A 24,347-nucleotide genomic window follows, 5' to 3' on the forward strand; every position below is an offset into this window, starting at 1 on the left:
GTGTCTCCACATTCTCTATGTTTGATTGGGCACCATCTCGGTGCCCACCGTTCCGTCCTGAAGCACTACAACCGGCTAAGGCCGGGCATAACAACTTCGGGACAGTAGGAAGGGGGCTATTGGGCGCCGCTTCCATGCCGAAGTCTTTGGTCTCACGCCTTGGGCCTGAGACCTTGGTCCTTTTGAGATGACAGTTGGGAGGTGGCAGCTGCACTGCAACACCCGTACCGTTTTTCACCCCATGGGCCGAAATACAGTAGCCATCCGCGCGCGCGGTTTTGGGCTTTGGAAATTACGTTTGGTTCAACCGGAAAGAGGCAATAAAAGCGCTTGAATTTGGTATCCGGTTTGTGTTTGGTAATTTTCGAAAAACCCTACATCTAGGGTTTTTTTTACGCTGGGCTACAAGATAATGCGTTTTGGGGGGTGATTGCAACGTACTACCTGTGGATAAACCTGTGCGTAAATTGTGTGTTGTGAAAGGAATCGGCGTGCAGGCCGCGACGCTGCTGGACCCGGCTTTTTTTCATCGATTTTCAACCCGCGAAAACGCCCGAGCGGATTTTTAAGGGCGCGAACCCTATCACAAAAAACTCTGTTGTCCGAACGCATTTGCCAGCTTGTGTTCTGGGTGGGCGACGTTTATACAATCGGTCGGCGTGTACGCAATTTATCCACCCCTATCATTACAAAAAGACGGGCGGATCCTTCCTTATGAGCGTTCTGGCAAGTAGAGGTCACCGGTGGAACAAGAAGCCTGGCAGGTATTGATTGTGGAGGACGATCAACGTCTGGCCGAACTGACACGTGATTACCTGCAAGCCAATGGCCTGCGTGTATCGATCGAAGGCAACGGTGCGCTGGCCGCGAACCGCATCATCAAGGAACAACCGGACCTGGTCATTCTCGACCTGATGCTGCCAGGCGAAGATGGCCTGAGCATTTGCCGCAAGGTTCGTGACCGTTATGACGGTCCGATCCTGATGCTCACCGCACGCACCGACGACACCGACCAGATCCTCGGCCTGGACCTGGGCGCCGACGACTATGTGTGCAAGCCGGTGCGCCCGCGCTTGCTGTTGGCGCGCATCCAGGCATTGCTGCGACGCAGCGAGGCGCCGGAGGTGACCCCGGAAAAACAACGACGCCTGCAATTCGGCCCGCTGGTGGTGGACAATGCATTGCGCGAAGCCTGGCTGCACGACAGTGGCATCGAACTGACCAGCGCCGAATTCGACTTGCTCTGGCTGCTGGTTGCCAACGCCGGACGCATCCTGTCCCGGGAAGAAATCTTCACCGCGTTGCGCGGCATTGGCTATGACGGCCAGGACCGTTCCATCGACGTGCGCATCTCGCGCATCCGCCCCAAGATCGGCGATGACCCGGACCATCCGCGACTGATCAAGACCGTGCGCAGCAAAGGTTATCTGTTTGTCCCCGAGGCCTGCGTAGACCCAACCCCGTGAACTCGATCTTCCTGCGTATCTACGGCGGCATGTGTGCCGCGCTGATATTGGTGGCGGTACTTGGCGTGCTGGCCTTGCACATGCTCAATCAGGTGCGCGGCGAGCAGTACCGGGAACGACTGGCACACGGCACCTTTTCGCTGATGGCCGATAACCTGCAGCCGATGAACCAGACCGAGCGCCAGCGGGCGTTGCTGGTGTGGGAGCGGCTGCTGGGGATTCCGCTGGCGCTGAAAACCTTTGCCCAGACCGATCTCGACCTCACCCAGCGCACCCGCGTCTTGCGTGGCCAGGCCCTGGTGGAGAAGACCGGCCCGCATGCGGCCCGAGTCTATCGACTGGTCAGTGACCAGGAGCAGCTTGTGCTTACGGGGGACGTCCAGCAGATCAGCGAACAACTCGCCCGGGCGACGATTTACCTGTTGGCGGACGAGTTGGTGCGCTACCCCGTGGGCGAGCAGCCGGTGCGCCTGGCGCAATTGAAAAAGGACAAAGGTTTTGGCTTCGATTTGCGTCTGGTCACGGTCCAGGAAGCCGACATGGACGAAGACCAGAGCCGTCGGGTGTCCGAGGGTGACACTGTGATGGCGCTGGGCAAGGAGGGCGATTCGATCCGGGTGTTCGCCGGCATGGTTGGCACGCCGTGGGTGCTGGAAATTGGCCCGTTGTACCAGATGAATCCGTATCCACCCGAGTGGCTGGTGCTGATTGCCGCACTGGGGCTGAGCCTGATCGGCCTGATCGTCTACCTGCTGGTGCGGCAACTGGAGCGCCGTCTACGCGGGCTGGAAGCAGCGGCCACGCGGATCGCCAAGGGCAGTCTGGAAACCCGTGTGCCGACGCGGGGCGCGGACTCGGTGGGGCGGCTGGCGTCGGCGTTCAACGGCATGGCCGAGCACCTGCAACAACTGCTGGCCATTCAGCGCGAGCTGGTACGTGCCGTGTCCCACGAGTTGCGCACGCCGGTGGCGCGCCTGCGCTTTGGCCTGGAAATGATCGGCTCGGCCAAGACACCGCAAGCCTTGGAAAAATACTGCGAAGGCATGGACCACGATATCGAGGACCTCGACCGCCTGGTCGACGAGATGCTGACTTACGCGCGGTTGGAGCAGGGCTCGCCGGCACTGAATTTCCAGCGTATCGATCTGGACGCCTTGGTCAATCAGGTGATCGAGGAGCTGGCGCCCTTGCGCGCCGACGTCACGGTGCAACGAGGATTGTGCCTGTCGGCCGCCGACTGTGACGACGCGTGGGTCGAGGCAGAGCCGCGCTACCTGCACCGGGCACTGCAAAATCTGGTGAGCAATGCCATGCGCCATGCTCATTCGCGGGTCACCGTCAGTTATCAGGTGGGGCAACAGCGTTGTCGAGTGGATGTCGAAGATGACGGGCCGGGAGTTCCGGAAATGGCCTGGGAGAAAATTTTCACACCATTCCTGCGACTCGACGACAGCCGGACCCGGGCCTCGGGCGGCCATGGGTTGGGATTGTCGATCGTGCGACGGATCATCCATTGGCACGACGGCCGGGCGTTGATTGGCAAGAGCAAAAGCCTGGGCGGCGCGTGTTTCAGCTTGAGCTGGCCAAGGAGTCAGGAGAGGCGGTGAGCGGTTTTGTGTCGAACCTCATGTTGTGGATCGATGTAGAACTGTAGGAGCGAGGCTTGCCCGCGAAGAGTCCCTTACAAACTGCAGAAGTCTTCAGGCCTTGATGCTGACCAGACTCAACAACTGCCCATCCTTGACCCCGAACTGCGCCTCGAGCTCGGTACCGTTGCGCCACTCGCCGGACAGGTCGGTCAGCAACCGCAACCGCACTTCACCTGATTCGCTCCACTCCAACACCTCGGCGTGTTCGAAGTAGAAGCGTTGTTGGACGATCGGGTAAAGCGCCTTGAACAGGCTCTCTTTCACTGAAAAAGTCAGGGTGACCAGCAACGCCAGTTGATCACGATGCCCAGCGGTCATGCGCTGCATTTCCGGCGGAGTGAGGATTTCTCCGGCCAGGCGTTCGGCACGTTCGGCATTGAGCAGGTTTTCCAGGTCCATGCCCAACCCTCGCCAATGGGTTTTCCTGGCGACAATCGCCGCGGCCCGACCGGTGCTGTGAGTGATCGAGCCGGTGATGTGCGCAGGCCACACAGGTGCCCGATCATCACCGATGGCCGGGCTGAAGTTCAGGCCTTCCAATTGATGCAGGGCTGCGCGGGCGCAGATTCGCCCGGCGAGAAATTCTGCCTGGCGTTTGGCGACGGACCGCTGAATGCTTGCGGGCGCCTCGATGGCGCTGCGCTGGAAATCATCGCTGTGCAGTTGCGAAGTATCGAAGTGGGTACTCAGCAGCACTGCGTCGGGCAGCACCATCGGCAGCGGCCAATGGGCATCGAGGGGCGTGCAGCAGACGGGCAGGGCAGGGATGGAATTCATGTCGGGCATTTTGCCGGGTTGCCTTGATGCTGGGTAGTGCTTGCCACAAAAGCCCCTCAATACGGGATCTACTTGCTAAAGATCTTCTTGAAAAATGCCTGCATATCCGCCCACGATTTTTCATCCGCCGCCTTGTTGTAGCCGATATCCGGCCCCCCATGATCGCCATGGCTCAAGCGATCAGCATCGGGGTTGCTGAAACCGTGCTTGGCGCCGTCGAGGCTGACAAACTGGTAGTCAGCGCCGGCCTTGTCCATCTCGGCCTTGAAGGCCGCGACGTTTTGCGGTGTGACCAGGCTGTCCTGGGCGCCGTGTTCGACGAGGATTTTCGCCTTGACGCTGCCTGGTGTCGCAGGGGTATTGGTCGCCAGCGCGCCATGGAAACTGACGACACCGGCCAGAGGAACACCCTGGCGAGCGGCATTGAGCACCACGCCGCCACCGAAGCAATAGCCAATGGCGGCAAGCTTGTTCGGATCGGTTTGCGCCTGTCGCTTGAGCAAGTCGAGGCCCGCCTGAAACCGCGCGCTGGCAATTGCGTTGTCCCTTTGCACGGCCTGCATGAAAGCCATTGCGTCCTTGGGATGCTCGGTATTCTTGCCGTCGCCATACATATCGATGGCCAGGGCGCTGTAACCCAGACCGGCGAGGTCGCGGGCGCGACGCTTGGCGTAGTCGTTCAAACCCCAGAACTCATGTACCACCACGACACCGGGACGCGGACCTTTTATCGCGTCATCAAAGGCGTAGTAGCCAATCATCCGGGTGCCGTCGGGACCTTGGTACGGGATTTCCTGAGTCTTGATGGCGGCCTGGGCCAGCCCGCTGGCGGCGAGCAAGAAGAGGGCGAAGAGCATGCGCATGGTCGGTCTCCTGCAAGAAAATCCTCGAAACATCCAGGTGGATAGGGTTCAGCTTAGGTTAAGCGGGTGTTCAGGGTGAGTTCAGGGCTGCGTGGGTAATCTTGCCCCGTAGCCAAGACAACACTAATTCTTGAGGAGTCTCACCCATGACTGGATTCAAAAAACTGCTGCTGGCATTCACCGTCTTCGGCGCTAGCACCGCAGCGATCGCTTCCAACGACAGTTTCGCCAGCCTTACTTATGGGCAGACCAGCGACAAGATCAAAAAATCCCACGCCTTGAACAATAACCTGGACAGGCCGAACGCCGACGGCGTGATTGGAAAGGACAACACATGGGGCTTGCGTTTAGGCCAGCAAAACAGCCAAGGCCGCTACTACGCCACTTACGATAACGTGTCGGGCTCGCACAATGGCATTAAACTGCGCCAGGAAAACCTGCTGGGCAGCTACGATCTGTTCCATCCGCTGGGAGCCAATACCAAGCTGTTCGGCGGCGCCTCGGCCGGATTGACCAAAATGACCCAGGAATCGCCAGGCTTCAGTCGCGACAGCGACATCGGTTACGCCATTGGTGCACAGGCAGGCATTCTGCAACAGGTTTCGCAAAACACTTCTGTTGAACTGGGGTACCGTTACCTGCGCAGTAACGCCAGCACCGAAATGAGTGAGCGAGGTGGTAGCAAACAAGGTTCGCTGAGCTTGACCAGCAGCGCGCAGACTTACCTTTCAGCCAACTACGCTTTCTGAAAAGCGAGTGTGACCGCCGCGCCGGGTCAATCCAGGAGATTGATCCGGCGCGGCCCGTCAACCATGGAGGTCCGTCAATCGTGCCTCAGAAGTATTTGATTTGCCTGGGAGAGCGAGATGAAACTGCTGGTCGTCGAGGATGAAGCGCTGTTGCGTCATCACCTGCAAACCCGCCTGACGGATAGTGGCCATGTGGTCGAGTCCGTGGCCAACGCCGTCGATGCGCTGTACCAGACAGATCAGTTCAACCATGACCTGGCGGTGATCGATCTCGGGTTGCCGGGTATGGGCGGGCTGGATCTGATCCGTCAGTTGCGCTCGCAGGGCAAGACCTTTCCAATCCTGATCCTCACAGCACGTGGTAACTGGCAGGACAAGGTGGAAGGCCTTGCTGCCGGCGCCGACGACTATGTGGTCAAGCCCTTCCAGTTTGAAGAACTGGAAGCTCGGCTAAATGCCTTGTTGCGTCGCTCCAGCGGGTTTACCCAGTCAACGATCGTTGCCGGGCCGCTGCTGCTGGACCTCAATCGCAAGCAGGCGACCCTTGATGAGCAACCCTTGGCGCTGACTGCGTATGAATATCGGATACTCGAGTACTTGATGCGCCACCACCAGCAGGTGGTGCCCAAGGATCGTTTGATGGAGCAACTTTATCCCGATGACGACGAACGCGATCCGAACGTGATTGAAGTGCTGGTTGGCCGGCTGCGTCGCAAACTCGAAGGTACCTCCGGTTTCAAGCCAATTGATACGGTGCGCGGCCTGGGCTATCTGTTCACCGAGCGTTGCACTTGATCGGTTCTCTTCGCGTTCGCCTGATGCTCGCCGCCACGATCCTGGCGGTATTGTTCATGCTGGCATTGTTGCCGGCGATGCAGGGAGCATTCAGCCTGGCGCTGCAGGATGCCATCGAGCAGCGACTGGCGTCGGACGTCACCACGTTGATCTCTGCCGCAAGGGTCGAGAACAACCGCTTGCTGATGCCGGAACAGTTGCCCGATGAGCGCTTCAACCTGGCCGATGGCAATTTGCTCGGTTATATCTACAGCCGCGAAGGCCAATTGGTTTGGCGCTCGAAGGACACCCTTGACGAGAATATCAATTACACGCCGCGTTACGACGGGCGCGGTAATGAATTCGCCAGGATTCGCCAGGACAATGGCCAGGAATTTTTTGTCTATGACGTCGAGGTCAAACTGCTCGGTGGCAAAAGTGCGGCGTTCAGCTTCGTCGCGTTGCAACCGGCGCGTGAGTACGACGCCACGCTCGGCGGCCTGCGGGACAACCTGTACTTGGGTTTCGGCGCGGCGTTACTGGTGCTTCTGGCGTTGCTTTGGGTCGGCTTGACCTGGGGGTTGCAGGCATTGCGCCGGCTGAGCCAGGAACTGGACGAGATCGAAAGTGGCACCCGTGAAAGCCTGAGTGAACAGCACCCGCGTGAACTGCTGCGCCTGACGGGCTCTCTCAACCGCCTGCTGTTCAGCGAGCGCGAACAGCGTAGCCGTTATCGCGATTCACTCGACGACCTGGCCCATAGCTTGAAAACCCCATTGGCGGTATTGCAGGGTGTCAGCGAAGGCATGGCGCAACGCCCTGAGGACCGGGAGCAGGCCTGGGTGCTGCAGACCCAGATTGAGCGCATGAGCCAGCAGATCAGTTACCAACTGCAACGAGCCAGCCTGCGCAAAAGCGGTCTGGTGCGTCATCAGGTACGCCTGCAGCCGGTGTTGCAGAGCCTTTGCGACACACTGGACAAGGTCTATCGCGACAAACAGGTACAGGTAACCTTCGATTTGCCGGAGCCGTGTCTGGTCCCTATCGAGCAGGGCGCCTTGCTGGAAATGTTGGGCAATCTGCTCGAGAACGCTTATCGACTGTGCCTGAGCGAGGTGCGCGTCAGCGTGCGCGCCCTCAACGGAATCGAGATATGTGTAGAAGACGATGGTCCAGGCGTCCCGCTCGATCAGCGCACGCGGATCCTGCAGCGCGGTGAGCGCCTGGACCGACAGCATCCGGGGCAGGGTATTGGCTTGGCGGTGGTCAAGGACATCATCGAAAGCTACAGCGCAAGACTTACCCTGGGTGACTCGCCCTTGGGCGGTGCGGCTTTCCGTATTCAGTTTCCGCAGGCGTGATGCTGCATGAGCCGGCTTGCTGGCGATGGCGATCGTACAGACGCTATCGCCAGCAAGCCGGCTCCTACAAATCCCGAGCCCGATAGGCCCCTGGCGTCAGTCCGGTCCACTTCTTGAATGCCCTATGAAACGCTGACGGTTCGGAAAATCCCAATTGCTCGGCGATCTGTTGCAATGGCAAGTCGTTGCGGCCCAGGTGATAAATGGCGATGTCGCGGCGTAGTTGGTCCTTCAGTTCCTGAAAACTGGTGTTTTCTTCACGCAGATGCCGGCGTAGCGTTTGCGGGCTGATGTGCAGGTGCGCAGCCACGGCCTCCAGATCCGGCCAGGGTGACCGGTCGCGACTGAGCAAGCGTCGTAACTGGCTGCTCAGGCTATGGCCGTCATCGGGGCGTGATAACAGATCGGCAGGCGAGCGTTCAAGGAACTGCTTGAGCGTGCGTTCGTCTTGCAACAGTGGCATGTCCAAGTAGCGGCTGTGAAACAGCAGGCTGCTCTGTTGTGCCGAAAACTCGAGCGGGCACGAGAACAGCAACTCGTATTCGGCGCCATGTTCCGGTCGCTGATAGCTGAACGTGGCGTGCTCCAGCCGAATACGCTGGCCGATCAACCAGCTGGCGAAGCGATGCCAGATCACCAATAGACTCTCGGTGAGAAAATGTTCCGGGTCCCAGAGGTGTGAGTCATCCAGGCTCAGTCGAATCATTTCGTCTTCGCGCGCCAGCGTCAGGCGCGGGGAGTCCGGGAATAGGCTATAAAACATTAATCCGCGATGCAGTGCCTTATCCAGATTGCGGCAATGGATAACGGCATGACACATCATCGCGAAGCTGCCTGGCTTGCTGACACCTTGCCCGAAACCCAGGTACTCATCGTCCAGTGCCAGCCAAAGTCCCTGGATCAGGCGGGTGAATTGTTCCGGAGGAATGCGCGCTCGAGGCTCGTCGAGCAATTCGGGGCTGATCCCCAATTGCTGCAGCAGTCTTGAATAATCGTAGCCACGCCGTTGCGCCCCACCGAGGACGGCGCGGGCGAAATGACTGGCGATGGTGCGTTCGCGCATAGCTGGCAAGTCCGTCCATTGAACGACGGATGGTAGCCGCGCTTCATACCCATGAACAAGGCGGATATCCGCCAGATTGCCGGGGTGTGATTCGACGAGTGGGCGGAAATCCGCCATGGCGCAAACGTCGTGCGCGGCCCTGGAAAAACCTGCAGCCCTTGTTGTCACAAGGCTTACAGACTTTTCGTACAAGGTGGCACGGCCCTTGCGATTAAACCAGCAGATGCCTGCCGTCGCGCAGCTCGAAAAAACAAATCCCTCCAGTGCAGGAGGGTTCGCCATTGAGGTGGGGTGGGCAACAGATGGATGTTGTCGCCGCGCACTCTTGAGGAACTTTGCAATGACGACTCGTCAGCCACTGTACAAATCCCTGTATTTCCAGGTGATCGTTGCAATTGTCATCGGTATTTTGCTCGGTCACTACTATCCACAGCTCGGTGTGGCCGTAAAACCGCTGGGTGACGGGTTCATCAAGCTGATCAAGATGATCATCGCGCCGATCATCTTCTGCACCGTGGTCAGCGGCATCGCTGGCATGCAGGACATGAAGTCGGTCGGCAAGACCGGCGGTTACGCACTGCTGTACTTCGAGATCGTTTCGACCATCGCGCTGCTGGTGGGCCTGGTGGTGGTCAACATCGTCCAGCCGGGCGCCGGCATGCACATCGACGTGTCCACGCTGGATGCCTCCAAAGTGGCTGCCTATGTCTCGGCCGGTGCGGATCAAAGCGTCGTCGGCTTTCTGCTCAACGTGATCCCGTCCACCATCGTCGGTGCGTTCGCCACCGGTGACATTCTGCAAGTGCTGATGTTCTCGGTGATCTTCGGTTTCGCCCTGCATCGCCTGGGTGCCTACGGCAAGCCGCTGCTGGACTTCATCGATCGCTTCGCCCACGTGATGTTCAACATCATCAACATGATCATGAAACTCGCGCCAATCGGTGCCTTCGGTGCCATGGCTTTCACCATCGGTGCCTACGGTGTCGGCTCGCTGGTGCAACTGGGCCAGTTGATGGCTTGCTTCTACATCACTTGCCTGCTGTTCATCCTGATTGTGCTGGGCAGTATCGCCCGCGCTCATGGCTTCAGCGTGTTGAAACTGATCCGCTACATCCGTGAAGAGCTGCTGATCGTGCTGGGTACATCCTCTTCGGAGTCGGTGCTGCCGCGCATGCTGATCAAGATGGAGCGTCTGGGGGCGCAGAAGTCCGTGGTTGGTCTGGTGATCCCGACCGGCTACTCGTTCAACCTCGACGGTACTGCGATCTACCTGACCATGGCGGCCGTGTTCATTGCACAGGCCACCGACACGCACATGGACATCACGCACCAGATCACCTTGCTGGTGGTGTTGCTGCTGTCTTCCAAAGGCGCTGCAGGCGTGACCGGTTCGGGCTTCATCGTACTGGCGGCCACCCTGTCCGCCGTAGGCCACCTGCCGGTTGCCGGCCTGGCGCTTATCCTGGGGATCGACCGCTTCATGTCCGAAGCCCGTGCGTTGACCAACCTGGTCGGTAACGCCGTTGCCACCATCGTTGTCGCCAAATGGGTCAAGGAACTGGACACCGACGTGCTGCAGGCAGAGCTGGCCTCGGGCGGCCGCGGGATTGCCGACGAGCCTAAGGACGATGTCCTGGGCCACGTTGAAGGGGCTACCCCGACCAACGCCAAGTAAGCCTTGTTGTCTTGAAAAACCCGCTTCGGCGGGTTTTTTCTCGCCCGGGATTTGAGCGCAACGGTCATTGCGTTTGGCGCATAAGGTGATTGCTGCAAAGCGCTTGGCTGCCTAGGCTGGGGAATCATCCAGGGAGAACGCTCATGCTCGGTCCACTGGCATCACTCAAGGTTCTGGATTTCTCGACACTGCTGCCGGGGCCGTTCGCTTCGCTATTGCTGGCGGACATGGGCGCCGAGGTGCTGCGCATCGAATCGCCGGCCCGCATGGACCTGCTGCGCGAGCTGCCGCCGCACGATCAAGGTGTATCGGCCAGCCACGCCTACCTCAATCGCAACAAACGCAGCCTGGCTCTGGATCTCAAGCAGCCCGAAGCACTGGAAGTGGTCAGGCAATTGTTGCAGGACTACGACATCGTGCTTGAGCAGTTCCGCCCCGGCGTCATGGAACGCTTGGGCCTGGGTTATGAGGCCCTGAAGGCGATCAATCCAGGACTGATCTATGTATCGATCACCGGTTACGGCCAAACCGGCCCCTATAAGGACCGTGCCGGCCATGACATCAATTACCTGGCGCTGGCCGGGCTTTCGAGCTACAGCGGTCGCGCTGACAGCGGGCCGCTGCCGTTGGGCATGCAGGTGGCAGACATTGCCGGTGGTTCGCTGCACGGGGTCATCGGCCTGCTGGCCGCCGTGATCGCTCGACAGCAAACCGGACAGGGCCAGCACCTGGACGTGAGCATGACCGACTGCGTGTTCAGCTTGAATGCCATGGCGGGTGCCGGGTACCTGGCTTGTGGTGTCGAGCCGGATCGGGAAGCCCAGATGCTCAATGGCGGCAGCTTCTATGACTATTACCGTTCCCGGGATGGGCGTTGGCTGTCGGTGGGCAGCCTGGAACCGGGGTTCATGAAACAGTTGTGTGCGGCGCTGGGGCTGGAGGAGTGGGCCAGCCTGGGGCTATCTGCGCAACCTGCACAGCAACGCAGGCTCAAGGATGCGTTGAAGATTGAGTTCGAAAAGCATGATTTTGCCGAGCTGTGTGCGCTGTTCGCCGAGCTTGACGCTTGTGTCGAGCCGGTACTGAGCCTGGGTGAGGCGGTGCGGCATCCGCAGTTGCAGGCGCGGGAGCTGGTGACGCAAGTGCCCCGGGGGGATGGTTCGAGTCAGGCGCAGATGGCGTGCCCGTTGAAGTTTTCCCAAGGACTGCCTCAGCCTCGGCATATTGGCGCGGCGCTGGGGCAGCATACGGATCAGGTGTTGGGGGAGTTGGGGTTCACTGCTGAAAGGATTGCCGAGTTGCGGCGTGCCAAGGTAATTCTTTAGCGCCTGCCAGTGCGCCTTCGCGAGCAAGCCCGCTCCCACATCGGATTTGAGCTGGAACGAAAATTCCCTGTGGGAGCGGGCTTGCCCGCGAAGAGGCCGGCGCAGACACTGAAAATCCTGTTACTCGACCCGCATTTCGCCGCTGAATACCAAGGTGTTGCGACACCGCCGACATAAATACCGCCGCCCCTGGCGCACCAGGCCATGACGTTGCGCCGAGAACGGGAAATCGCTGTCGGCGCACGGGCACTTGTAGATGTAGCGGGTCACGCTGCGGCGCTTGACGTCGTAGGTGTGGCAGCGGTTGGGCGGCAATTCGTAAACGCCGCGCATGATCAGTTGCCACTCTTCGCCATGGGGCTGGATGCGGTCGCCGAACAATTGATGGGCGATCAGGTGCGCGACCTCGTGGGCGACGGTCTGCTTGAGAAAATCTTCGGTGTTTTCACGGTACAACTGCGGGTTGAAGCGCAGCAGGTTTTCGTGCAAGTGCGCGACACCGGCTTTTTGCCCACGCAGCTTGAAACTCACCACGGGGCGCTTGAAAGGTCGTTTGAAAAAGGATTCGGCTTGTTGGAAACAGTCTTCGACGCGGTTATTGAGTTGCTCGGGCATGCTTGATGGATCTCCAGAGCGGTCGAGTATGCCGCAAGCCAGGGGCCTTGCGAATCTGCGAGGTGCCGAATGGTCTTCGGACTCTTTGTGCCTGGGCATTAAAAGGCCGCCTTGCGGCGGCCTGTGTCGGCAGATCTGATTTTTTTGTGGTGAGCTGTTAATTGGTATAGACCGGCCCCACGCCGAGTCCCCAGACAATCACGGTGAACGCCATGATGGCGACCAGCACCACCAGGCCTACGGCGAGCACCGAACTTGAAAACAGAAAGCCCTCGTCAGATGGAATGTTCATGAAAGTTGGCAATCCCACATACAGCAGGTACACCGTGTAGCAGATGGCCGCCGTGCCGACGATCATCCCCAGCCACAAGTGGGGGTACAAGGCCGCGAGGCCGCCGATGAACAGCGGCGTAGCGGTATAGGTTGCGAACGCAATGCAGCGTGCGAGGCTCGGATTGGCGTCATAGGTGCGGGCCATCCAGTGGATGAACGCGCCCATCACCGCCACTCCGCCGAGCATCGCCAGGTACGACATGACTGTCATCCATAGTGCGCTTTCCACGGTCAGCATTACCGGCGGGCGATTGCCGATGACCCAGCCCACCTGCGTGGTCCCGATGAATGCCGATACCGCAGGTATCGCCGCCAGGATCAGCGTATGGGTCAGGTACATGTGGCTGATACTTTCTTCCTGATCGCCACGAATCTCTTTCCATTCTTGGTCAGGGTGGGTAAATAGCCCCACTACGTGATGGATCATGCCAGTCACTCCTCTTGTTTTTACCGTCGCCCCCCAGTGGAGCGCCCTACGGGCCAATGAGGCCAAGTAAGTACTAGGTCTGTATGTGATTGCGACCTTATGTCGCAGTATAGGAAGGACTTAACCCCACAGGGGGTAGGGCTTAGAGCAAATTGCGCTGTAAAGCACCGGGGTAATCGCTGTTGCATCTGTAGGACGGGCGATCCGTCGGGGCACTTCGCCCCTGGAGGGTTTTTGCGTAAAATGCCGGCCTTTCGTCACACCTCACGGATTTCGCGTCATGGGCACTCTTACGGTCAACCAGAACAAACTGCAAAAGCGCCTTCGCCGACAGGCCGGTGAGGCGGTCGCCGATTTCAACATGATTGAGGACGGGGACAAGGTCATGGTCTGCCTGTCCGGCGGCAAGGACAGCTACACCATGCTTGATGTGCTGATGCACTTGCAGAAGGTCGCGCCGATCAAGTTCGAGATCGTGGCCGTTAACATGGATCAGAAACAGCCGGGTTTTCCCGAGCATGTGCTGCCGGCCTACCTCAAGGAATTGGGCGTCGAGTATCACATCGTCGAGAAAGACACTTACTCGGTGGTCAAGGAGCTGATTCCGGAAGGCAAGACCACCTGTTCCCTGTGCTCGCGCCTGCGTCGCGGCACGCTCTACACCTTTGCCGACGAAATCGGCGCGACCAAGATGGCCTTGGGGCATCACCGCGACGACATCGTCGAAACGTTCTTCCTGAACATGTTCTTCAACGGCTCGCTCAAGGCCATGCCGCCGAAGTTGCGTGCCGATGACGGGCGTAACGTGGTGATCCGCCCCTTGGCCTACTGCAACGAAAAAGATATCCAGGCCTACTCGGACCTCAAGCAATTCCCGATCATCCCTTGCAACCTCTGCGGCTCCCAGGAAAACCTGCAGCGCCAAGTGGTCAAGGAAATGCTGCAGGACTGGGAGCGCAAGACCCCAGGCCGTACCGAAAGCATTTTCCGCAGCCTGCAGAACGTGATCCCGTCGCAATTGGCGGACCGCAACCTGTTCGATTTCACCAGCCTGAAGATCGACGAATCCGCCGCTTCGCGCTTCGTCAACGTGGTCAACCTCTAAACACGATGACTGTGGGAGCCAGCCTGCTGGCGCCCACAGGTGTTGTTTCCGGAGTGGGGCGTTTATTTTTCAATCCTCAGGAGAGGGCATGCGCGACTACAAGTGGCTGAACGAATACTGCTTGAACCGCTTCGGTTCGGCGGCTGAACTGGAAGCCCATCTGCCCGTTCCCAAGACTGCGGCACAACTGCGTGACATCACCGACGATCGTTACTTGTCGACCATGGCGCTGCGCGTATTCCGCGCCGGACTCAAGCACAGCCTGGTGGACGCCAAGTGGCCGGCCTTCGAAGAAGTGTTCTTCAAATTCGACCCGGAAAAAGTCGTGCTGATGAGCGCCGAACACCTGGAGCGGCTGATGCAGGACACGCGGATCATCCGCCATCTGGGCAAGCTCAAGAGCGTACCGCGTAATGCGCAGTTCGTGCTGGGCGTGGCCCATGAGCAGGGCAGCTTCGGGGCGATGATCGCCGATTGGCCGGTGACCGACATCGTCGGACTGTGGACCTTGCTGAAAAAACGCGGTCATCAATTGGGCGGCTTGTCGGCGCCACGATTCTTGCGCATGGTCGGCAAGGATACGTTTGTGCCGAGCTATGACGTGGTGGCGGCGTTGAATGCGCAGAAAATCGTCGACAAGGTGCCGAGCAGCCAACGGGATCTGGCGTTGGTGCAGGACGTGTTCAACCAGTGGCATGAGGAAAGTGGAGGGCGGCCGATGAGCCAGATTTCGATGATGCTGGCCTACACCGTCAACCATTAAGACCGAGTTGCCCCCTTCGCTGGCAAGCCAGCTCCTACAAAAACACCAGACTTGTAGGAGCTGGCTTGCCAGCGATGAAGGCCGATCAGGCGACGGAGATTTCTCCCTCGCCAGCCAACTTGCGGTTCAATTGATATCGCCACCGCACATACAACAGTGCCGAACAGAACACCGCCAAACTCGCGGCCATTTCCAGCACGCCGAAGATCTGGCGATTCGGGTCATAAGCGGCCAATGCGCCCTTGATGAAATACAGGTTCACCACAAAGCACATCCACGAATGCCCGCGGGCATTGCCGACTATCATCCCCGGCGCGAGCAGCAGCAACGGCACCAGCTCAATCAGCAGAATCACCCACGGCCGCGCACCGTGCAGGTCGGCGACCATTAGGTAGTAAATGCACAGCAACCCCACCAGGCCAAAAAAACACAACAGGCTGATAACGCGCATGGCCCGAACCCGTGGTTCAAGCCATTCGATGGCGGGCAGGACCTTCGGTTTCCTGGCCACCCTTAACCCTCCAGTTTCTGAGCAGTCTTGGCCAAGCGCATGCCCAAGGCCCGGCACAGTGCAACTTCATGGGCATCCAACCCGCTTTTGCCATCGGCCCCGGCGTGATGGCTGGCGCCGTACGGCGTGCCGCCGCCCTGGGTTTCGAGCAATGCCGACTCGCTGTAGGGCAGGCCGGTGATCAGCATGCCGTGGTGCAACAGCGGCAGCATCATCGACAGCAGGGTGGTTTCCTGCCCGCCATGCAGGCTCGCGGTGGAGGTGAACACACCGGCGGGTTTGCCCACCAGGGCGCCGGTCAGCCACAAGTTGCTGGTGCCGTCGAGAAAGTACTTGAGTGGCGCCGCCATGTTGCCGAAGCGGGTCGGACTGCCTAGCGCCAGGCCTGCGCAGTTCTTCAGGTCATCGAGGCTGGCATAGAGCGCGCCTTCATCCGGGATATCCGGCGCGACGGCTTCGCACTCGGTGGAAATGGCCGGTACCGTGCGCAATCGGGCTTCAAGGCCGGCCTGTTCGACACCGCGGGCAATTTGCCGGGCCATTTCGTTGGTCGAACCGCTGCGGCTGTAATACAGCACCAGAATATACGGCGCAGTCACGGCAACAACTCCAGGATCTGCTCTGGCGGACGGCCAATGATGGCCTTGTCGCCGACTTCGAGGATCGGTCGCTCCATCAGTTTCGGGTGGGCGGCGATGGCGGCGATCAATTGCGCCTCGCTCAGGCTGCTGTCGGCCAGGGCGAGGGTCTTGTATTCGTCTTCGCCGGTGCGCAACAGTTGCCGTGCACTGATCCCGAGTTTGCCCAGCAGGCTCTGGATTTGCGCGGCGTCCAGCGGCGTTTCCAGGTAGCGGACCACCGTCGGAGCCAGGCCGCGGGCTTCAAGCAGTTCGAGCGCACCGCGGGATTTCGAGCAGCGCGGGTTGTGATAAAGCGTCAGATCGGTCATGAGCGGGTCGCATCTTGCGTAAGGTGGCGGCTATTCTAACTGGGCAGCGCGTAATCCTGAACCTTGCCGGGCGATGGGTCGCAGGCGCTTTCAATTTTTGACAAGGAACACGACATGACTAGGCGACTGGCAGCGGCATTGACGATTATCGGGGCGTTGATGTTGGGGGGCTGCGGTAACGACTACGGGATCGATCAGAACGGACAGAAGGTCGCCGCCGAGCGCCTGGATGGCAAATGGCTGGTGATCAATTATTGGGCTGAATGGTGCAGCCCGTGCCGTACCGAGATTCCGGAATTGAACGCGTTGGCCGACCAGCTCAAGGACAAGAAGATCGGCGTGTTCGGGGTCAACTTTGACAATGTGCAGGGCGAAGAGCTGAAAAGTGCCAGTGAGAAACTCGGAATCAAGTTCACCGTGCTGGCGCAGGACCCTTCCGAGTTATTCGAATTGCCGCGCAGTGAAGCACTGCCGGTGACCTACATCATCGATAACAAGGGCAAGGTGCGCGAACAGTTGATGGGCGAGCAGACGGCGGCGGGGGTGGTGGCGAAGCTGGAGGCGTTGCAGGCTAAAAACTGATTGAGCAGATGGTTCCCCCTGTGGCGAGGGGATTTATTCCCGTTGGGTTGCGAAGCGGCCCCAAAAAAGGGACTGCTGCGCAGTCCAACGGGGATAAATCCCCTCGCCACAAGAACGATCAGGCAGAGGAGATCAACCCTCTTCCAGCCACCAGCGCAACGGCTTGCCTTCAGCGGGCCAGAAGCGCATCTGGTCGATCGACGAGACGTCCCAGCGCTGCACGCTTTCCAGCGCCTGGAGGAAGCGTTTTTCCTGCTCCATCAGCGCCGGTGCGCAGAGTTTGCGGGTGCTGCCGATCTTGCCGAAGCTCAGCTTGTCGCCTTCCAGTGTGTACGGCGCGAACCAGTGGTTGCAGCCTCCGCTACCGTAGGCGCGACCGTCTTCACCCAGGGTGATGGTCAGGTGGCTGTAGTCCATCAACGGCCGTTCGCCGATCCACTCCAGGATGTAGCTGCGATTTTGCTGCAGTTGCACTGGCTCCGCGGCGCAACCCAGCAGGCTTGCACCGGCCATCGCGGTCAGGGCGAGGCGTTTCATCACGCAGGCTCCTGGCATTTGGGGCACAGGTGTTTTTCGCCAACGGTGGTCCAACCCAACTCGGCAATCCGCGCGGTGGCAGCAGGCTTTTCGGCCTTGTTGCCGAGCTTGGCGTCAACGGCGAACTCGAAACTCAGTTCCTTGGCGCAGCTGTCGCAGTTCACCTGCCAGGTATGGATCGCCAGTTCGCCGAACACCGGGCCACTGGCCACAGCGACCCATTGCCCTGGCGGGTTGATCAGGTGTCGAACCGTTTCGACGGTCAGGCGCATGGACAGGTCCTTTGCGCCCTTGAGAGTCACGACCAGCACGTCGTTATTACGAATCGAGCCGCCGTTGCCGGTGACTTGATAACGTCCCGGCACCAGGGCGCGGCATTCAGTGAGGGTGTGTTGCGGGTTCATCAGGGTGTAGCGGAAATCGTGTTCGACCATGGGTCCTCCAAATATGCGCGATATGCTAGCACGGGCATAAGCGCAGCATGGCGCAGGCATATGACCTTCGATCAGGTTCAATCACCCTCGACCTGATTCTGCGGGGTTCCTGCCGCCCAGGCCGCGATGTTCTGCAAGGTGGTCGCGGCAATCGCGCCCAGGGCTTCGCGGGTGAGGAAGGCCTGGTGTGCCGTGACGATCACGTTGGGGAAGGTCAGCAACCGCGCGAGTACATCGTCCTGCAACGGCAGATCGGAACGGTCTTCGAAAAACAGTTGCGCTTCCTCTTCATACACATCGAGTCCCAAATAACCCAGTTGGCCGAGCTTCAAGGCATCGATCAGCGCCGGGGTGTCCACCAGGCCGCCGCGGCCAGTGTTGATCAACATGGCGCCAGGCTGCATGTGCGCCAGGGACTGGTGGTTGATCAAGTGCTTGCTCTGCTCGTTGAGCGGGCAGTGCAGGCTGATGATCTGCGACTCGGCCAGCAGCTGCGGCAAGCTCAGGTAACGGGCGCCCAGCGCTTCGACCTGCGGATTGGGGAAGGGATCGTAGGCCAGCAACTGGCAGCCGAAGCCATGCATGATTTTCGCAAAAGTCGCGCCGATCTGTCCGGTGCCGACCACGCCGACGGTCTTGCCCACCAGGTCGAACCCCGTCAACCCGTGCAGGCTGAAATCGCCTTCGCGCGTGCGGTTGTAGGCGCGGTGCAGGCGTCGGTTGAGGGCCAGGATCAGGGCTACCGCATGCTCGGCCACGGCGTGGGGCGAATAGGCCGGGACGCGCACGACCGCCAGCCCCAGTCGCTTGGCTGCCGCCAGGTCGACATGGTTGTAACCGGCCGAACGCAGGGCAATCAGACGGGTCCCGGCCGCAGCCAGGCGTTCGAGCACCGGGGCGCTTAGATCATCGTTGATGAAGGCGCAGATCACCTCGTGGTGCTCCGCCAGCGCGACGGTATCGAGGCTCAGTCGTGCCGACTGGAAGTGCAACTCGATACCCGGTGGCAGGCTGGCGGCGAGAAAGCTGTCGCGGTCGTAGGTCTGGCTGCTGAAAAGAATCGTGCGCATCTGTTCTCCTTGAAGACTCATGCCCTGGCGTTTTCACAACCTTGCAGGAGCTGCCGCAGGCTGCGATCTTTTGATCTTGAAAATCAATATCAAAAGATCGCAGCCTGCGGCAGCTCGTACATTATTAGCCCTCCCATCGCCCGGCGCCTTGCGCTGCATCAGGCGTTGATGCGCGCCTGGGCGGCCAGGCGGTTGATCGCCCGGTCGAGATCTTCAAGTGCGCCGAAGGCCTTCGGGTCTTGCTGCTTGAGCAAGGTTTCACTGCGTTGGCAAGCGGCGCGCAATTGCGGAACGCCGCAATAGCGGGTAGCGCCATGCAGGCGATGAACCCGTTCGATCAAGGCGTTGTGGTCATTACTTTGCCGAGCCTGGCGGATGGCTTCGCGGTCGGCTTCCAGAGATGCCAGCAGCATTGCCAACATGTCTGCCGCCAGATCGGCCTTGCCGGCGGCCAGGCGCAAGCCTTCTTCGTGATCGAGCACCTGCAACTCGTAGGTGTTGGCGTGGCCATCGCCTGCACGCTCTGGCGAATGGTTGCGCAGTGCCAACCCGCTCCATTTGAGTACCACTTGCGCCAGTTGCCGCTCGCTGATCGGCTTGGTCAGGTAATCGTCCATGCCGCTTTGCAGCAATGCGCGTTTTTCATTGGCCATGGCATGCGCCGTGAGGGCCACGATCGGCAGCGGCGTGCAATGCCGTTCGCTTTCCCATTGGCGGATCGCTTCGGTACTTTGGCGCCCATCCATGCCGGGCATCTGCACGTCCATCAATACCAGGTCGAATGTCTCGTTCTGCACCGCCTTGATCGCCGCGTAGCCGCTTTCCACGGCGAGCACCTTGGCGCCCATGTCTTCAAGCAGGGTTTGCACCAGCAGCAAATTGGCCGGATTGTCGTCGACGCACAGCACCTTCGGCGCACGGCTCGACAGCGGCTCGCTGGACTCGGTGCGCGACTGCCGCGGGTTGGCCAGGTCGGACAGCGCGCGCCGCAGCTTGCGGGTACAGGCCGGTTTGGCCTGGAGCTGGCTGTGGGGGTTGGGCACCGACAGGTGGAATAGCGTCTGCTCCGTGGTGGGGCACAGCACCAGCACCTTGCAACCCAGGTGCTCGAGGTCCCAGATGTGTTGGTTCAAGCGTTCCGGTGGCATGTCGTTGCTGGTGATGCCGAGGACCGCGAGTTCGATCGCCTGATCGGTCTGATGCACGCCGGTGACGCCGTTCGTCAGGCTTTCCAGGGTATTGAACGTGGTGACGTCCAGGCCACAGTCTTCCAGTTGATGCTGCAACGCCTGGCGTGCCAGCTCATGATTTTCCAGCACGGCAACCCGCCGTCCGAGCAGCGGTGCACTCGGCAGGTCCTCGGCATCGTCGCGGGTCTTGGGCAGGTTCAGGCTGATCCAGAACTCCGAACCCTCGCCCGGGGTGCTGTCGACGCCAATCTCGCCCCCCATCTGTTCGATCAGGCGCTTGGAGATCACCAGGCCCAGGCCCGTGCCACCGGGTTGGCGCGACAGCGAGTTATCGGCCTGGCTGAAGGCCTGGAACAGCGCGCGCACGTCCTGGTTCGACAGGCCGATGCCGGTGTCCTGGATGCTGATGCGCAATTGCACGCTGTCTTCGTGCTCTTCTTCGAGCATGGCCCGGGCGACGATGGTGCCCTCGCGGGTGAACTTGATCGCATTGCTGACCAGGTTGGTCAGGATCTGCTTGAGCCGCAACGGATCGCCCACCAGCGACAGGGGTGTATCGCGATACACCAGGCTGATCAGTTCCAGCTGTTTGGCGTGGGCGGCCGGGGCGAGGATGGTCAGTGTGTCTTGCAGCAGGTCACGCAAATTGAACGGAATATGGTCGAGCACCAGCTTGCCTGCCTCGATCTTCGAAAAGTCGAGGATCTCGTTGATGATCCCCAGCAGGCTGTCGGCAGACTTTTCGATGGTGCCCAGGTAATCGAGCTGGCGCGGGGTCAGTTCACTTTTTTGCAGCAGGTGGGTGAAGCCGAGGATGCCGTTGAGCGGCGTGCGTATTTCATGGCTCATGTTGGCCAGGAACTCGGACTTGATACGGCTCGCCTCCAGGGCCTCCATGCGCGCCAGGTCCAGTTCGATGTTCTGGATCTCGATGGTCTCGAGGTTCTGGCGCACGTCCTCGGTGGCCTGGTCGATGCTGTGTTGCAGTTCTTCCTGGGCATTCTGCAGGGTGCCGGCCATGCGATTGATGCCGGAGGCCAATTCATCCAGCTCCTGGCTGCCCAGGGGGGGCAGGCGGGTTTCCAGATGACCGTCCTTGAGTTGAGCCACGGCTTGTTTGATCTGGGTCAGCGGCCGATTGATCGTGCGGCCCATACGCAATGCCAACAGCGCCGCGCCGCCGAGACCGGCGCCGATCATCAGCAGGCTGGCGAACAGGCTGCGGTAGCCACGCAGCAGCATGCCGTTGTGGGACAGTTCGAGTTCGACCCAGCCCAGCAGGCGGTCGGCTTCATCGGGGATCACGTCGCCGGCGAGGTTGCGGTGTTTGCCAAACACCGGCAGCAGGTAACGCGTTGCTTCGCTGCCACTGCGACGCTGCATCTGCGAGCCTTCGCCCATTGGCGCCTGGGTCAGCATGATCGGCCCGGCGTGGGCTCGCGGCGTGCGGTCTGGCGCAAGGAAGGTCACGGCTCGCACGTCCGGTTGTTCCAGGGACTGGGTGGCGATACGTTCCAGCATTTCGTTGTTGTTGTGCCCCATGGCTGGCGCCACCAGCGGCGCCAGTTGCTCGGCGATCATTTCGCCGCGCTGAAGCAGTTGGGTTTGCAGGTCCGATTGCTGCATCCAGGTGAAATAGCCGCCCAGGACCAATGCCATGAGGCTGGTCGGCAGCAACGTCAGCAACAGCACACGGCCCTTGATTCCCAGTTTCGTCAGCACGCCACTCTCCTGCAACCGGCTGTTTATCGAGCTGCGCGTGCGTCTGGCACGCGCCACTTGCGCAGTGTAGCGATTTGCAGGCGGGCGATCCTCGATAATTGATGCCGTCACTCGTCGGTTGGTCGTGCGCTTTTGCCCCCCGCGCAAACCCTTGGGTTGCCCCAAGAGAAGCAATCTTGAATAATTACCAACTGAGAATTATTTGCAGATACTAATGACGACCATCAACGCTGGCCATCCCCGTATCCTCTCCATCGAAGACGACCTCGTACTCGGTGCCTATGTGCATGAACATTTGTGCCGTAGCGGCTTTCAGGTGACGTGGTGCCAGAACGGCCGGGAGGGCCTGGACATTGCCCGCGAGCAGGCCTTCGATGTGGTGTTGATGGACATTTTGTTGCCAGGTATGGACGGGCTGGCGGTACTGACGCAACTACGCCGCAGCCATTCCACTCCGGTGTTGCTGATGTCGGCACTCGGTGCCGAAGCCGATCGCGTTAGCGGTTTTCGCCTGGGGGCCGATGATTATCTGCCCAAACCCTTCAGCATGATCGAGTTGCGCGTGCGCATCGAAGCCATCCTGCGCCGCGTAGCGCTCGATCGCCGGCCGACGCCTGTGGCGATGGTGGCCGAGGTGGACAGCCTGCGTTTTGACGACGATCACTTCGACGTTTTTCACGGCCAACAGCCTGCCGGCCTGACTCGAACTGAGTATCGCCTGCTGGAAACCCTGAGCCGCAGCGTCGACGAAGTGCTGAGCAAAGCCTTTCTTTATCAACAGGTACTGCAACGCGGTTATGCCGCCCACGATCGTAGCCTCGACATGCACATCAGCCAGATTCGCCGCAAACTCAAGGCCATCGGCTATACCGAGCGGGAGGTGCGCACGGTCTGGGGCAAGGGCTATATCCTGAGTGCCGTCGATGAGATGTAACTTGCCGGGCCGGCACTCGCTGTTCTGGAAACTGGCGTGCCTGTTGGTGGCGTTCTGTCTGCTGATCATCTGGTTGAGCTGGTCCTGGGGCCGCTACATGGAGCAGCGCAACCAGTTTCTCTCCGATGAGGCCCGCGGCACCCTGGCGCGCTATGCCGCCGAAGCCGAACAAGCCTGGCAGCAGGGCCAGAGTGTCGGCGTCGATGACTGGCTGCAGGGCATGCATCAGCGGGAGAAAGGATGGGTCGGTGTCATCGGCGGTGATTTGCAATCCTTGAGCAACCAATCGCTGACGGACAAGGAAGTCGAGCGCCTGACTTTTTTGCGCGGCCTCGATTGGCCGATCCACAAGAAAGGCCGGCCGTGGATGCGCATACCGTTTCCCAGTGACCCGTCCGTCGGCAGCCTGGTGATCGAACTGCCGCAACGTTTCGTGCCCGGGCGCTACCGGGTGTTCTGGCGGGTGATCACCAACGGCGTGATTCCGGGCTTGTTCACCTTGCTGTTGTGCGTCGGCCTGTATCGCTTGTTGGTGGTGCCGCTCAATCACTTGCGCGAACAGGCCAATGCCTGGCGTGCCGATCAACTGAACGTACGGCTGTCGAGCCGCACCACCAATCGTTCCGATGAATTGGGCGAATTGGCCAGGGCGTTTGATCACATGTCCGAGCGCCTGCAAAGTACCGTGGCCCTGCAGCAACAACTGTTGCGCGACCTGTCCCACGAATTGCGCACGCCGTTGAGCCGCCTGCGGGTGGCCAGTGAAAGCGAGCAGGGGCTTGAACAATTGCGCGAGCGTATTGGCCGCGAAGTCGATGGCATGCAACGGCTGGTGGAGGACACGCTGCAACTGGCCTGGCTCGATACCGAACGTACGCGATTACCCGACGAATCGATCCAGGTCCAGGCCCTGTGGGAAATGCTCACGGAAAACGCCTGCTATGAAAGTTGCTGGCCGGAAACGCAGTTGCAATGCTCGGTGGACGCCTCCTGCTGGGTGCGCGGCCATCTCAACACCCTGGCCCAGGCTCTGGAGAACATGCTGCGCAACGCCATTCGACATTCACCCAAGGGTGGCATCGTCCATCTGGGCGGGCGGCGCGACGGCGACTTCTGGCACCTGTGGCTGGAGGATCAAGGTGGCGGCGTGGCGGAGGCGGATCTTGAGCGGATCTTCCTGCCCTTTACCCGCCTCGACGGCTCGCGGCCGGGGGATGGCGGATTTGGCCTGGGCTTGAGCATTGCCAGGAATGCGGTGCGGCGTCAGGGTGGAAGGCTTTGGGCTCAGAACACAGGGAGCGGGTTGCGGATGAATATGCGCCTGGTGGCGGATGATGGAACTGTCAGTGACGATGCCATCGCGAGCAGGTTCTCCCATCCTGCAACGCGCTGATTTTGCCGGAGCGTTCCTGAGTTTCTGTACGACATTTCCCAAAGGGTATCACCGGTCATTTCAAGCAGCCTTGACGGTTT

24 protein-coding genes are annotated in these 24,347 nt (G+C 60.1%); 12 read left to right on the plus strand and 12 right to left on the minus strand.

What is annotated here, in order from left to right:
* Positions 1-743: 743 nt before the first annotated feature.
* Positions 744-1,466: a winged helix-turn-helix domain-containing protein gene (locus tag QLG10_RS10175; RefSeq protein WP_020800609.1), complete on the plus strand. Its 723-nt coding sequence runs from the start codon at positions 744-746 to the stop codon at positions 1,464-1,466.
* Complete coding sequence (locus QLG10_RS10180; protein ID WP_110754231.1) at positions 1,463-3,073, plus strand: ATP-binding protein; 1,611 nt, start codon at positions 1,463-1,465, stop codon at positions 3,071-3,073. Before QLG10_RS10175 ends, QLG10_RS10180 begins: the two co-directional genes overlap by 4 nt.
* A gap of 93 nt (positions 3,074-3,166) precedes the next feature.
* Here QLG10_RS10180 and QLG10_RS10185 read toward each other — a convergent pair whose 3' ends face one another.
* On the minus strand, positions 3,167-3,892 hold the full coding sequence (locus QLG10_RS10185; protein ID WP_282487297.1) for a 4'-phosphopantetheinyl transferase superfamily protein: 726 nt from the start codon (positions 3,890-3,892) through the stop codon (positions 3,167-3,169).
* A gap of 68 nt (positions 3,893-3,960) precedes the next feature.
* On the minus strand, positions 3,961-4,755 hold the full coding sequence (locus QLG10_RS10190) for a dienelactone hydrolase family protein (RefSeq protein WP_188263732.1): 795 nt from the start codon (positions 4,753-4,755) through the stop codon (positions 3,961-3,963).
* 146 nt (positions 4,756-4,901) lie between these two features.
* Between QLG10_RS10190 and QLG10_RS10195 the strand changes: the two genes are divergently transcribed.
* From QLG10_RS10195 to QLG10_RS10205, 3 genes are all read left to right on the plus strand, one after another.
* Complete coding sequence (locus tag QLG10_RS10195) at positions 4,902-5,504, plus strand: hypothetical protein (protein ID WP_110754225.1); 603 nt, start codon at positions 4,902-4,904, stop codon at positions 5,502-5,504.
* A 117-nt stretch (positions 5,505-5,621) separates the two neighbouring features.
* Positions 5,622-6,299, plus strand: a complete 678-nt coding sequence (locus QLG10_RS10200) for a response regulator (protein WP_110754223.1) — start codon at positions 5,622-5,624, stop codon at positions 6,297-6,299.
* On the plus strand, positions 6,296-7,639 hold the full coding sequence (locus QLG10_RS10205; RefSeq protein WP_110754221.1) for an ATP-binding protein: 1,344 nt from the start codon (positions 6,296-6,298) through the stop codon (positions 7,637-7,639). Before QLG10_RS10200 ends, QLG10_RS10205 begins: the two co-directional genes overlap by 4 nt.
* 64 nt (positions 7,640-7,703) lie before the next feature.
* Here the strand turns inward: QLG10_RS10205 and QLG10_RS10210 are convergent, their stop codons facing one another.
* Entirely contained in the window at positions 7,704-8,702 is a 999-nt protein-coding gene (locus QLG10_RS10210) for an AraC family transcriptional regulator (protein ID WP_110754219.1), read from the minus strand.
* Positions 8,703-9,042: 340 nt separating this feature from the next.
* On the opposite strand from QLG10_RS10210, the gene QLG10_RS10215 reads away from it, so the two are divergent.
* Both QLG10_RS10215 and QLG10_RS10220 read left to right on the plus strand, forming a co-directional pair.
* Positions 9,043-10,377, plus strand: a complete 1,335-nt coding sequence (locus QLG10_RS10215; protein WP_110754217.1) for a dicarboxylate/amino acid:cation symporter — start codon at positions 9,043-9,045, stop codon at positions 10,375-10,377.
* Positions 10,378-10,520: 143 nt separating this feature from the next.
* On the plus strand, positions 10,521-11,702 hold the full coding sequence (locus QLG10_RS10220) for a CaiB/BaiF CoA-transferase family protein (RefSeq protein ID WP_188263733.1): 1,182 nt from the start codon (positions 10,521-10,523) through the stop codon (positions 11,700-11,702).
* 120 nt (positions 11,703-11,822) lie between these two features.
* On the opposite strand, the gene QLG10_RS10225 is transcribed toward QLG10_RS10220, so the two are convergent.
* Positions 11,823-12,317 (minus strand): SprT family zinc-dependent metalloprotease, encoded by a 495-nt coding sequence (locus QLG10_RS10225; RefSeq protein ID WP_033040846.1) that lies wholly within the window; start codon positions 12,315-12,317, stop codon positions 11,823-11,825.
* A gap of 157 nt (positions 12,318-12,474) precedes the next feature.
* Complete coding sequence (locus tag QLG10_RS10230; RefSeq protein ID WP_020800620.1) at positions 12,475-13,077, minus strand: Yip1 family protein; 603 nt, start codon at positions 13,075-13,077, stop codon at positions 12,475-12,477.
* Positions 13,078-13,357: 280 nt separating this feature from the next.
* Between QLG10_RS10230 and ttcA the strand changes: the two genes are divergently transcribed.
* Together ttcA and QLG10_RS10240 are read left to right on the plus strand one after the other, a co-directional pair.
* On the plus strand, positions 13,358-14,182 hold the full coding sequence (gene ttcA / locus QLG10_RS10235; protein ID WP_020800621.1) for a tRNA 2-thiocytidine(32) synthetase TtcA: 825 nt from the start codon (positions 13,358-13,360) through the stop codon (positions 14,180-14,182).
* Positions 14,183-14,270: 88 nt separating this feature from the next.
* A complete protein-coding gene (locus QLG10_RS10240) occupies positions 14,271-14,945 on the plus strand; it encodes a DNA-3-methyladenine glycosylase I (RefSeq protein WP_282487303.1) in 675 nt (224 codons plus the stop codon).
* Between the two features lie 85 nt (positions 14,946-15,030).
* Here QLG10_RS10240 and QLG10_RS10245 read toward each other — a convergent pair whose 3' ends face one another.
* Genes QLG10_RS10245 through arsC form a run of 3 tightly spaced genes read right to left on the minus strand, consistent with a single transcriptional unit; the run spans position 15,031 to position 16,405 of the window.
* Positions 15,031-15,456: a DUF2069 domain-containing protein gene (locus tag QLG10_RS10245; protein ID WP_179053865.1), complete on the minus strand. Its 426-nt coding sequence runs from the start codon at positions 15,454-15,456 to the stop codon at positions 15,031-15,033.
* Between the two features lie 2 nt (positions 15,457-15,458).
* The gene (wrbA, locus tag QLG10_RS10250; protein ID WP_020800624.1) at positions 15,459-16,055 is read right to left on the minus strand and encodes an NAD(P)H:quinone oxidoreductase; all 597 of its coding nucleotides are present in this window, start codon (positions 16,053-16,055) and stop codon (positions 15,459-15,461) included.
* A complete protein-coding gene (gene arsC, locus QLG10_RS10255) occupies positions 16,052-16,405 on the minus strand; it encodes an arsenate reductase (glutaredoxin) (RefSeq protein WP_083349660.1) in 354 nt (117 codons plus the stop codon). The genes wrbA and arsC overlap by 4 nt, the downstream gene beginning before the upstream one ends.
* 114 nt (positions 16,406-16,519) lie before the next feature.
* Here arsC and QLG10_RS10260 point away from each other — a divergent pair, with 114 nt between their 5' ends.
* Positions 16,520-16,987 carry a TlpA disulfide reductase family protein gene (locus tag QLG10_RS10260; RefSeq protein WP_020800625.1) on the plus strand — a complete coding sequence of 156 codons (468 nt, stop codon included), beginning with the start codon at positions 16,520-16,522 and terminating at the stop codon, positions 16,985-16,987.
* A 132-nt stretch (positions 16,988-17,119) separates the two neighbouring features.
* Here QLG10_RS10260 and QLG10_RS10265 read toward each other — a convergent pair whose 3' ends face one another.
* The 4 genes from QLG10_RS10265 to QLG10_RS10280 all read right to left on the minus strand — a co-directional run bounded on the left by QLG10_RS10265 (position 17,120) and on the right by QLG10_RS10280 (position 21,940).
* Positions 17,120-17,524: an META domain-containing protein gene (locus tag QLG10_RS10265; protein WP_020799715.1), complete on the minus strand. Its 405-nt coding sequence runs from the start codon at positions 17,522-17,524 to the stop codon at positions 17,120-17,122.
* Positions 17,524-17,958: a hypothetical protein gene (locus tag QLG10_RS10270; protein ID WP_020799714.1), complete on the minus strand. Its 435-nt coding sequence runs from the start codon at positions 17,956-17,958 to the stop codon at positions 17,524-17,526. Before QLG10_RS10270 ends, QLG10_RS10265 begins: the two co-directional genes overlap by 1 nt.
* 77 nt (positions 17,959-18,035) lie before the next feature.
* Positions 18,036-19,028, minus strand: a complete 993-nt coding sequence (locus QLG10_RS10275) for a 2-hydroxyacid dehydrogenase (protein ID WP_282487304.1) — start codon at positions 19,026-19,028, stop codon at positions 18,036-18,038.
* Between the two features lie 158 nt (positions 19,029-19,186).
* Positions 19,187-21,940 carry a response regulator gene (locus tag QLG10_RS10280; RefSeq protein ID WP_110754207.1) on the minus strand — a complete coding sequence of 918 codons (2,754 nt, stop codon included), beginning with the start codon at positions 21,938-21,940 and terminating at the stop codon, positions 19,187-19,189.
* 214 nt (positions 21,941-22,154) lie between these two features.
* Between QLG10_RS10280 and QLG10_RS10285 the strand changes: the two genes are divergently transcribed.
* On the plus strand, positions 22,155-22,874 hold the full coding sequence (locus tag QLG10_RS10285) for a response regulator transcription factor (protein ID WP_110754205.1): 720 nt from the start codon (positions 22,155-22,157) through the stop codon (positions 22,872-22,874).
* The gene (locus tag QLG10_RS10290) at positions 22,864-24,267 is read left to right on the plus strand and encodes a sensor histidine kinase (protein WP_282487305.1); all 1,404 of its coding nucleotides are present in this window, start codon (positions 22,864-22,866) and stop codon (positions 24,265-24,267) included. The genes QLG10_RS10285 and QLG10_RS10290 overlap by 11 nt, the downstream gene beginning before the upstream one ends.
* Positions 24,268-24,347 lie beyond the last annotated feature (80 nt).

Source organism: Pseudomonas sp. V98_8 (assembly GCF_029967975.1).
Lineage (GTDB): Bacteria > Pseudomonadota > Gammaproteobacteria > Pseudomonadales > Pseudomonadaceae > Aquipseudomonas > Aquipseudomonas umsongensis.